9 protein-coding genes and 1 pseudogene are annotated in these 9,901 nt (G+C 65.8%); 6 read left to right on the top strand and 4 right to left on the bottom strand.

The window, feature by feature from the left end; translation table 11 throughout:
- The 3 genes from kstR2 to ipdE1 all read right to left on the bottom strand — a co-directional run.
- The coding region (kstR2, locus tag WA317_RS15890; protein ID WP_425173941.1) for a TetR family transcriptional regulator KstR2 at positions 1-566 on the bottom strand (566 nt) is incomplete at its 3' end.
- Positions 563-1,351: a (5R,7aS)-5-hydroxy-7a-methyl-1-oxo-2,3,5,6,7,7a-hexahydro-1H-indene-carboxyl-CoA reductase gene (gene ipdF, locus WA317_RS15885; protein WP_425173940.1), complete on the bottom strand. Its 789-nt coding sequence runs from the start codon at positions 1,349-1,351 to the stop codon at positions 563-565. The genes kstR2 and ipdF, both read right to left, overlap by 4 nt.
- Positions 1,348-2,493, bottom strand: coding sequence for an acyl-CoA dehydrogenase IpdE1 (ipdE1, locus tag WA317_RS15880; RefSeq protein WP_425173939.1), 1,146 nt, complete (start codon positions 2,491-2,493; stop codon positions 1,348-1,350). Before ipdE1 ends, ipdF begins: the two co-directional genes overlap by 4 nt.
- 84 nt (positions 2,494-2,577) lie before the next feature.
- On the opposite strand from ipdE1, the gene fadD3 reads away from it, so the two are divergent.
- The 6 genes from fadD3 to WA317_RS15850 are packed head-to-tail and all read left to right on the top strand — an operon-like array spanning position 2,578 to position 9,540.
- Positions 2,578-4,110, top strand: a complete 1,533-nt coding sequence (gene fadD3 / locus WA317_RS15875) for a 3-((3aS,4S,7aS)-7a-methyl-1,5-dioxo-octahydro-1H-inden-4-yl)propanoate--CoA ligase FadD3 (RefSeq protein ID WP_425173938.1) — start codon at positions 2,578-2,580, stop codon at positions 4,108-4,110.
- Positions 4,110-5,243, top strand: a complete 1,134-nt coding sequence (locus tag WA317_RS15870) for an acyl-CoA dehydrogenase family protein (RefSeq protein ID WP_425173937.1) — start codon at positions 4,110-4,112, stop codon at positions 5,241-5,243. Before fadD3 ends, WA317_RS15870 begins: the two co-directional genes overlap by 1 nt.
- Complete coding sequence (locus WA317_RS15865; RefSeq protein ID WP_425173936.1) at positions 5,240-6,199, top strand: acyl-CoA dehydrogenase family protein; 960 nt, start codon at positions 5,240-5,242, stop codon at positions 6,197-6,199. Before WA317_RS15870 ends, WA317_RS15865 begins: the two co-directional genes overlap by 4 nt.
- Positions 6,196-7,188, top strand: coding sequence for an acyl-CoA dehydrogenase IpdE2 (gene ipdE2 / locus WA317_RS15860; RefSeq protein WP_425173935.1), 993 nt, complete (start codon positions 6,196-6,198; stop codon positions 7,186-7,188). The genes WA317_RS15865 and ipdE2 overlap by 4 nt, the downstream gene beginning before the upstream one ends.
- 10 nt (positions 7,189-7,198) lie before the next feature.
- On the top strand, positions 7,199-8,368 hold the full coding sequence (locus WA317_RS15855) for a pyridoxal phosphate-dependent aminotransferase (RefSeq protein ID WP_425173934.1): 1,170 nt from the start codon (positions 7,199-7,201) through the stop codon (positions 8,366-8,368).
- Positions 8,368-9,540 (top strand): FAD-dependent monooxygenase, encoded by a 1,173-nt coding sequence (locus WA317_RS15850; RefSeq protein ID WP_425173933.1) that lies wholly within the window; start codon positions 8,368-8,370, stop codon positions 9,538-9,540. The genes WA317_RS15855 and WA317_RS15850 overlap by 1 nt, the downstream gene beginning before the upstream one ends.
- 13 nt (positions 9,541-9,553) lie before the next feature.
- Here WA317_RS15850 and WA317_RS15845 read toward each other — a convergent pair.
- A pseudogene (locus tag WA317_RS15845) lies at positions 9,554-9,901 on the bottom strand (hypothetical protein); the annotation flags it as partial.

Below are 9,901 nucleotides of genomic sequence, written 5' to 3'. Positions count from 1 at the left end.
GCGGTGATTCCGCCTAAGACGATGGCGAGATACTGCTCGCCGACCTGCTGAGCGGTCAGCGGACCGCCTGGTTGGTACCAACGCACCGACACCCAGGTGGTATCCCGGATGAAACGGTAGACCAGGTCGACGTCGATGTCGGGCCGGAAGTAACCTTCTTCGATGCCCTGGTGCAGCACGTCGACCCACATCTTGCGTTGCTGCTTGTTCAAGTCCTCGACGTAGGAGAACCGCGGCTGCGCCGAGAGCCGCTTGGCCTCGTCCTGGTAGATGACGACCTGGGCGTGCCGGTGCTCGATTGCGTCGAACGACGTCATGAACAGCCCCTTCAGCCGCTCCAGCGGATTCGGCTCGGTGTCAACGATTTCGCGGTAGCGGGCGAACAGCCAGTCCAGGAACCCGCGCAGCACCTCGTCGACCATCTCCTCCTTGGAGGCGAAGTGGTGATACAGGCTGCCAGACAGGATGCCGGCCCCGTCGGCGATGTCACGCACCGTCGTCGCGCGCAGACCGCGCTCGGCCATCATCGTCGCGGCCAGCTCCAGAAGTTCCGCACGCCGGTTCATGGGTGTTGACTCGAGACCGAGATCACTTCGCCGGTAAGGTAACTGGAGTAATCGCTGGCGAGAAACGCGATGGTCGCCGCCACCTCCCACGGCTCGGCGGCCCGCCCGAACGCCTCACTGGACGACAACCGCTCCAGCAGCTCGGCAGAGGTGGTCCTATCCAGGAACTTATGCCGGGCGATGCTCGGTGAGACGGCATTGATCCGCACCCCGTACTCGACGGCTTCTATTGCACTGCAACGTGTCAACGCCATCACACCGGCTTTGGCGGCTGCGTAGTGTGACTGTGAGTGTTGCGCACGCCAGCCCAGCACGCTGGCGTTGTTCACGATGACTCCGCCGTGTTCGGCCTCGCGGAAATAGCGCAGTGCCGCACGGGTGGCGCGAAACACCGATGTCAATGTCACGTTCAGCACCCGGTCCCACTCGTCGTCGGTCATGTCGGCCACCGGTGTCTGGCCGCCCAGGCCGGCGTTGTTGACCAATACGTCGATGCGGCCCAGCCGTGCCGTCGCCGACGAGATCAGCGCGTCGACTTGGGCAGTCGAGGTGACATCGCACAGCACACTTTCCACCCGGCCCAGTCCCAACGCGGACAGCTCGTCGCGGGTCTCGCCCAGCCGGCGTTCGTGATGGTCGGAGACGACGACGTCAGCGCCCTCGACCAGCGCGCGCCGCGCGGTTGCCGAACCGATGCCGGTGCCCGCGGCGGCCGTGACGATCACCACCTTGCCGGTCAAAAGCCCGTGACCGGCTACTTCTTTCGGCGCGACCGCTAGCGTCACCTGGCCTCCCTGGGTAGGCCGAGCACCCGCTCGGCGATGATGTTGCGCTGAACCTCGTTGGACCCGCCGTAGATGGTGTCGGCGCGGGTGAACAGGTAGAGCCGCTGCCATTCGTCGAAGTCGCCGCCGGCAGCAACCAAACCGGTTTTACCCACCACGTCCATCGCCAGTTCACCCAAGTCGCGATGCCAGTTGGCCCACAACAACTTCGACACGTTGTCCTGCCCCGATTGCTCGACGTCCATGGTGGCCAAGGCGTAGGAACGCATTTTGCGCAGCCCTGCCCATGACCGGGTGAGACGCTCCCGGATCAACGGGTCGTCGGCTGCGCCGTTGCGTTCGGCCAGTTCGACCAGCCGGGCCAGTTCACGCGCATACCTGATTTGCTGCCCGAGCGTGGAGACTCCGCGCTCGAAGGTGAGCGTTCGCATCGCGACCCGCCACCCGTCACCCGGTGCGCCCACCACCAGATCGGCGTCGGTGCGGGCGTCGTCGAAGAACATTTCGTTGAATTCCGATGTGCCGGTGAGCTGTACGATCGGCCGGATTTGCACACCAGGCTGGTCCAGCGGGACCAGCAGATAGGACAGCCCGGCGTGGCGTGCGGACCCCTTCTCCGTCCGCGCCAGCACGAAACACCACTGCGACAGATGCGCCAGCGATGTCCACACCTTCTGCCCGTTGATCAGCCATTGGTCGCCGTCGAGCACCGCAGTGGTGGATACGTTGGCCAGATCGCTGCCGGCGCCCGGCTCTGAGTAACCCTGGCACCACAGCTCGGTGACGTCGAGAATCTTGGGCAAGAACCGTTGCTGTTGTTCCGGTGTGCCGTATGCGATCAGCGTCGGGCCGAGCAATTCCTCACCGAAGTGGTTGACCTTGTCGGGCGCGTCGGCGCGGGCGTACTCCTCGTAGAAGGCCACCCGGTGCGCAACGGACAGTCCGCGGCCGCCGTGCTCGACCGGCCAGCCCAGACACGTCAGTCCGGCTTTCGCGAGATGCTGATTCCACGCCAGTCGCTCTTCGAACGCCTCGTGTTCGCGGCCCGGCCCGCCGAGACCTTTCAGCGCAGCGAACTCTCCGGCCAGGTGTGCGGCCAGCCAGTCGCGGACCTCGGCCCGGAACTCCTCGACGTCCTGCACCCCTGTAGGCTAACCTACCAAGCACTTGCTTTGTTAGCCCCGAGGCGACAATCCCGCCGCGAGGCCGCGGGAGGAGCAGCATCGATGTCGAGCGATCCGCCGACCACTCCTGCGGTGTTGGCTCGCATCGCCCACGAACTGCCCGACCACAACGCGCTGGTCAGCGCGGATCGCACGCTGACCTTCGCCGAGTTGTACCGCGAGGTTCGCCGCGCCGCAGCCGCGATGATCGGGCTCGGCGTCGGCCCCGGCGACCGAGTCGCCATCTGGTCGCCGAACACGTGGCACTGGGCGGTCGCCTGCCTGGCCAGCCAGTACGCGGGTGCCACGATGGTTCCGCTGAACACCCGCTACACCGCGTCCGAGGCCACCGACATCTTGGCCCGCACCGGCGCCCCGCTGCTGATCGCGATGGGTCGATTTCTGGGCGCGGACAAGGTCGCCGACCTCGACCGCCGCGCCCTGCCCGATCTGCGCCACATCGTGCGTGTGCCCATAGGAAACAACGCATGTAACGACGACGGGACCTGGAACGACTTCGTCGCAGCCGGCTCGGATGGCGCGGCCGCCGACGAGCGCGCCGCGGCAGTCCGGCCCGACGACGTCTCCGACATCTTGTTCACCTCCGGCACCACCGGGCGCAGCAAAGGCGTGCGGTGCGCACACCGGCAGTCGCTGGCGGGTTCGGCGGCCTGGGCCGCCTGCGGGAAGATCACCAGCGATGACCGTTACCTGTGCATCAACCCGTTCTTTCACAACTTCGGTTATAAGGCCGGCATCTTGGCCTGTCTGCAGACCGGCGCCACGCTGTTCCCCCAACTCACCTTCGACCCCGCGGAGGCCATGCGCGCGGTTGCCGAGCATCAGATCACCGTTCTTCCGGGACCGCCGACCATCTATCAGACACTGCTCGACCACCCGGCTCGTCGCGAGCACAATCTGACGTCGCTGCGGTTCGCGGTCACCGGCGCCGCAACGGTGCCGGTCGTGCTGATCGAGCGGATGCAGACCGAACTCGACATCGACGTCGTGCTGACCGCCTACGGCCTGACCGAATCCAACGGGTTCGGCACCATGTGCCGTACCGACGACGACGCGGTCACGGTCGCCACCACGTGTGGGCGGCCGATCGCCGATTTCGAACTGCGCATCGGTGCACAAGGGGAAGTGCTGTTGCGCGGACCCAATGTGATGCTGGGCTATCTCGACGATCCACAAGCCACCGCCGATGCCGTCGACGCCGACGGCTGGTTGCACACCGGCGACATCGGAAAGCTTGACACTGCGGGCAACTTGCAGATCACCGACCGGCTGAAGGATATGTACATCTGCGGCGGGTTCAACGTGTACCCCGCGGAGGTCGAGCAGGTGCTGACCCGCCTGAATGGGGTGCTCGACGTCGCAGTGATCGGGGTGCCCGATGCACGGCTGGGCGAGGTGGGCCGCGCCTACATGGTGACCCGGCACGGATCAAACTTGAACGAGCAAGCGGTGATCGACTACGGCCGTCGGCATCTGGCCAACTTCAAGATTCCCCGTTCGGTGATATTCGTCGACGCGCTGCCCCGCAACACCGGCGGCAAGGTAGTCAAAACTCAACTGCGAGGGTTGGCTTGATGGATCTGGATTTCGACGACGAAACACGGGAATTCCAACTCGAAGTACGCCAGTTCTTGGCCGCCAATAAAGGATACTTCCCCGCCAAGTCGTACGACACCGCCGAAGGCTTCGAGCAGCACCGGCGATGGGATAGGGTGCTGTTCGATGCCGGCCTCTCGGTGATTACCTGGCCCCAGAGGTACGGCGGCCGAGACGCCACGCTGCTGCAGTGGATTGTGTTCGAAGAAGAATACTTCCGGGCCGGCGCTCCGGGACGCGCCAGCGCCAACGGCACGTCGATGTTGGCGCCGACGTTGTTCGCACACGGCACCGACGAGCAGTTGGACCGTGTCCTGCCCAAGATGGCCAGCGGTGCGGAGATCTGGGCTCAGGCGTGGTCGGAACCGGACTCCGGCAGTGACCTGGCGTCACTACGAAGTACGGCAACCCACACCGCCGGCGGCTGGCGGCTCAACGGTCAGAAAATTTGGAGTTCGCGAGCACCGTTCGGCGACAAAGCATTCGGGTTGTTCCGCTCGGACCCGCAGGCCGACCGGCACCGTGGGCTAACCTACTTCATGTTCGACCTCGAAGCCGACGGGGTCACCGTGCGACCCATCGCGCAACTCGGCGGCGACACCGGTTTCGGCGAGATCTTTCTCGACGACGTTTTTGTGCCGGATCACGACGTGATCGGCGGAGTGCACGACGGCTGGCGAGCTGCGATGAGCACGTCGAGTAACGAACGCGGGATGTCTCTGCGCAGCCCGGCCCGATTCCTCGCAACCGCGGAACGCCTGGCGAGCCTGTGGAAAGACAACGCTGACAGTGCTTGTGCTGACCAGGTTGCCGACGCCTGGATCAAAGCCCAGGCGTATCGTCTGCACACTTTCAGCACCGTCACCCGGGTGTCCGAGGGCGGCGAGCTGGGCGCAGAGTCGTCGGTGACCAAGGTGTTCTGGTCTGAACTCGATGTGGCCATGCACCAGAGTGCGCTGGAGATTCGCGGCGCCGACGCTGAGCTGGCCGACTCGTGGAGCGACGGCTTGCTGTTCGCCCTCGGTGGTCCGATTTACGCCGGCACCAACGAGATTCAACGCAACATCATCGCCGAACGGCTGCTGGGTCTGCCACGGGATAAGGCCAAATGAAATTCACTCTTGACGCTCAGCAGCGGGATTTCGCAGCCAGCATCGACTCCGCGCTCGCGGCGGCCGATGTGCCGACCGCAGTTCGGGCCTGGTCGACCGGTGACACCGCACCCGGGCGCAAGGTGTGGGCGCGGCTGGCCGATCTGGGTGTCACCGCGCTGGCGGTGGCCGAACGGTTCGATGGGCTGGAAGCACACCCGGTGGACTTGGTGGTCGCCCTGGAGCGCCTCGGCCGGTGGTGTGTCCCGGGTCCCGTCGTCGAGAGTGTCGCCGTGGCACCGGTTTTGCTGGCCGATGACGAGCGCGCGGCGTCGCTGGCGCGCGGTGAACTCATCGCTACCGTGGGGCTGCCGCCGCAGGTTCCCCGGGCTGTGGACGCCGATAGTGCCGGGCTGGTGCTGTTGGCCGATTCGAGTGGGCGGGTCAGTAGAGCCGACGCACGCCGGCAACGCGAGTCGGTCGATCCCAGCCGTCGTCTGTTCGACGTCACAGCGGCCGGGATAGGGTGGGACGCCGACGTGGGTCGGGCCTACGAGTTCGGGGTTCTGGGCACTGCTGCCCAGCTGATCGGCGCCGCGCAAGCCCTTCTCGATGCTGCAGTGGACTATGCGAAGCAGCGTGCACAGTTCGGCCGGGTGATCGGTTCCTATCAAGCCATCAAGCACAAGCTGGCTGACGTCCACATCGCGGTCGAGCTGGCTCGTCCGTTGGTCTACGGCGCCGCGTTATCGTTGGCCGACACCTCCCCCGACACGGCACGTGACGTCAGTGCGGCCAAGGCTGCGGCTGCCGATGCCGCGCTGCTTGCTGCTCGCTCAGCTCTGCAGACCCACGGCGCCATCGGGTTCACCGCCGAGCACGATCTATCGCTGTGGCTACTGCGGGTACAGGCCTTGCGGCCGGCCTGGGGTGACCCGGCCACGCATCGGCGCCGGGTGTTGGAGGCTTTGGTATGACCCTCAGCGAGGAGAGGGAAATGCTGCGCGCGACCGTGGCTGCGCTGGTGGCCAAGCATGCGTCACCCGCAGCGGTGCGTTTGGCCATCGAATCGCCGCGGGGCTACGACGAGTCGCTATGGCGGCTGCTGTGCGAGCAGGTCGGGGCGGCCGCATTGGTAGTGCCCGAGGAACAGGGCGGTGCCGGCGGTGTGCTCGGTGACGCCGCCGTCGTCATCGAGGAGCTGGGCAAAGCACTGGTACCGACACCGTTGCTGGGCACGACGCTCGCTGAACTGACGCTGCTGGCCGCCGACGACGCGGACACCGATGCGCTGGAGCAGCTCGCCGCCGGGGAAGCAATCGGTGCGGTGGTCTTCGACCCCTACTACGTCGTCAACGGTGACATCGCCGACATCGTGGTGGCAGCCAACGGTGACAAACTCACCCGCTGGACCGCCTTCACCGCTGAGCCCGTCGTGCCCATGGACCCCACCCGCAGATTGGCCCGCGTCACGCCGCAAAGCAGCGTACCGCTGGGCGCTGACCCCGGCATCGCCGACGCGGCGGCGATTCTGCTGGCCGTCGAACAGATCGGCGCGGCGAGCCGCTGCTTCGAGCTGACCGTTGACTACACCAAAGAGCGGGTGCAGTTCGCCCGGCCGATCGGCAGCTTCCAGGCTCTCAAGCATCGGATGGCCGATCTCTATGTCTTGATACAGGCCGCCCGCGCGGTCGTCGGCGACGCCGTATGCAAGCCTTCGGCGACGTCAGCCGCGCTGGCCCGGGTGGCCGCGAGCGAAGCGTTCAGCGCCGTTGCCGCCGAGGGCATTCAGCTGCATGGCGGAATCGCGATCACGTGGGAACACGACATGCAGCTGTACTTCAAACGCGCACATGGCAGCGCGCAATTGCTCGGTCCGCCGAGCGAGCACCTACGCAGGCTGGAGCCGGAGGTGTTCACTTCGGAGACCACGCTGGCCGCCGGACGCCCGAGCAACCTGCTCTAGCCTGGGCACCATGAACTCTTCGGTCGCGCTGCGCTCCGGGATTCCGCCGTTTCACGTGATGGACGTCTGGCTGGCCGCTGCTGAACGCCAGCGCAGTCACGGCGATTTGGTGAACCTGTCGGCAGGACAACCCAGTGCCGGGGCCCCCGAACCGGTGCGGGCCGCAGCGGCGGCAGCGCTGCACCTCAACCAACTCGGCTACACCGTGGCGCTGGGCATCCCCGAGCTGCGTGCCGCGATCGCGCAGTCCTATTCAGACCGTTACGGCGTGTCGGTCGACCTCGACGACGTGGTGGTGACGACAGGGTCGTCAGGCGGGTTCTTACTGGCGTTTTTGGCCAGCTTCGACGTCGGCGACCGGGTTGCGCTGGGCAGTCCGGGATACCCGTGCTATCGCAATATCCTGTCGGCGCTCGGCTGCGAGGTGGTCGAGCTGGAATGCGGTGCAGAGAACCGGTTTCAGCCCACCGCAGAGATGTTGGCGGCGCTCAACCCGCCGGTGCAGGGCGTGGTGGTAGCCAGCCCGGCGAATCCGACCGGAACGGTCATCCCGCCCGACGAGCTGGCGGCGATCGCATCGTGGTGTGAGGCCTCCGGCGCGCGACTGATCAGCGACGAGGTTTACCACGGCTTGGTTTACGACGGCGCGCCGCCGACGAGCTGTGCCTGGCAGACTTCCCGAAACGCATTGGTGGTCAACAGCTTCTCGAAGTACTTCGCGATGACGGGTTGGCGGTTGGGCTGGCTGTTGGTGCCACCCGAGCTGCGCCGTGCGGTGGACTGTCTGACCGGCAACTTCACCATCTGCCCACCCGTGCTGTCGCAGTACGCCGCGGTGGCGGCGTTCACCGCGGAGGCAGTGGCGGAAGCCGACGGTCATCTGCACCAGTATGCGATCAACCGGGCGCTGTTGCTCGACGGTCTGCGCGCAATCGGTATTGACCGGCTGGCACCCACCAACGGCGCCTTCTACGTCTACGCCGACGTCTCCGACTTCACCTCGGACTCGATGACATTTTGTTCAAAGCTTCTGGCTGACACCGGGGTTGCCATCGCTCCCGGCATCGACTTCGACACGGTGCGCGGTCACGAGTTCGTCCGGCTGTCCTTCGCCGGGCCGCAGTCAGATATCGAAGAGGCGCTGCGGCGCATGCAGCCGTGGCTGAAAGGCGTTCAATGATGCCGGCCGACTTCCTGATCAACGGCGGTGGCATCGCCGGGCCTTGCCTGGCCTACTGGCTCACCAGGCACGGTCATGCTGTGACGATCACCGAACAGGCTCGTGAACTCCGCACCGGCGGGCAGGCCGTCGACTTCCGCGGGCCGTCGCTCGAGGTGCTCGAGCAGATGGGACTGCTGGAGCAGGTACGAACCAGTGCCACCAACATGGGACCGCTGATCCTCGTCGACGGCCGGGGCAAGGAAGTCGGCCGACTGCCCCCTGAAGTCTTCAGCGGCGAACTGGAGATCTTTTGGGGTGACCTGGCCCGAATCGTGCATGAAGCTGTTCGTGACGACGTCGACTTCCGCTTCGGCGTACGAGTCACCGCGCTCGCCGACCCCGGGCACCAGATCGAAGCGTCCTTCAGTGACGGCTCGACGGGCAGCTACGACCTGGTGTTCGGCGCCGATGGACTGCACTCCGCCGTGCGTCATCTCGTGTTCGGTCCCGAGGAGCAGTACGTCACGCAGTTGGGGCAGGTCTTCGGATTCTTCGACATCGAGAACCGCCAGCGGCTTGACCACCGCGGCATGGCCTGCACCCTGCCCGGTCGGACCGCGGTGCTGCAAGCCACCGACCCGGCCAAGCCGGCACGGGCCAGCTTCTATCTCACCGACTCGAATCTCCATTTCGACCACCGAGACACCGAACGCAACAAAAAGCTGTTCGCCGAGCGGTTCGCCGGAATCGGTTGGGAGGTGCCCAACTTCGTCCAGGCGCTGGCGGAGGCCGACCCGGTGTACTTCGACTCGATCGCCCAAGTCCACCTGGATTCCTACGCGCGCGGGCGGGTGTGTCTGATCGGTGATGCGGCATGGTGCGCCTCGCCTCGCTCCGGGATGGGCACCAGCCTCGCGGTAGTCGGCGCTTACGTGCTGGCGAACGAAATGCTCACGGCTGGCGGCGATTACACGACAGCTTTTACCAGATACCAACAGCTGCTTGCACCTTATGTCGCGCGCTGCCAGAAGCTCGCCGTCGACAATTTGAAGATGGACAAATTCTCATCCGGCTGGGTCGGCCGGGTGCGAAACATCGGCCTTCGATTGCTGCGCCTCCCGGCCGTGCGCAATTTGGTCATCAGGCAGTCACTGGCCGTCGGACGGTCCTTCACCCTGCCCAGCTATTGATCCACACCCCGCGTCAGTGCCCGCGGCCACCGACCTCGGCGCGAAGCGGCGGCGGTAACGGTGTCGAGGGCGCCGACGTTGCTGCCGGCGCCGGTGTCGCCGCAGCAGGTGGGGTGGCCTTGGGCGCTGAACTCGGCGCAGGCGCGGCCGGTGCTCCCAGCTCGTGGAAGTCCATCATCGACTCCTCGCGGCTCACCTCCTTGCCCTGGCTGACGGTCAACGAATGCGCCGTCACGGTATAGGTGTTTCCGCTGTCGTTGGCGACGTATCCGCCGTCGCTGGTTTTCGAGGCGGGCAGGATCAGCTTCGCACCGTCGCGTACCCGAACCCCGCGGTACTGATACTGAGCGGCCGGAGTTTT

Origin of the sequence: Mycobacterium sp. (assembly GCF_049802695.1) — a bacterium.
Taxonomy (GTDB): Bacteria; Actinomycetota; Actinomycetes; order Mycobacteriales; family Mycobacteriaceae; genus Mycobacterium.
Note: the sequence above shows the minus strand (reverse complement) of the source record. Positions and strands in the feature narration are given on the sequence as shown.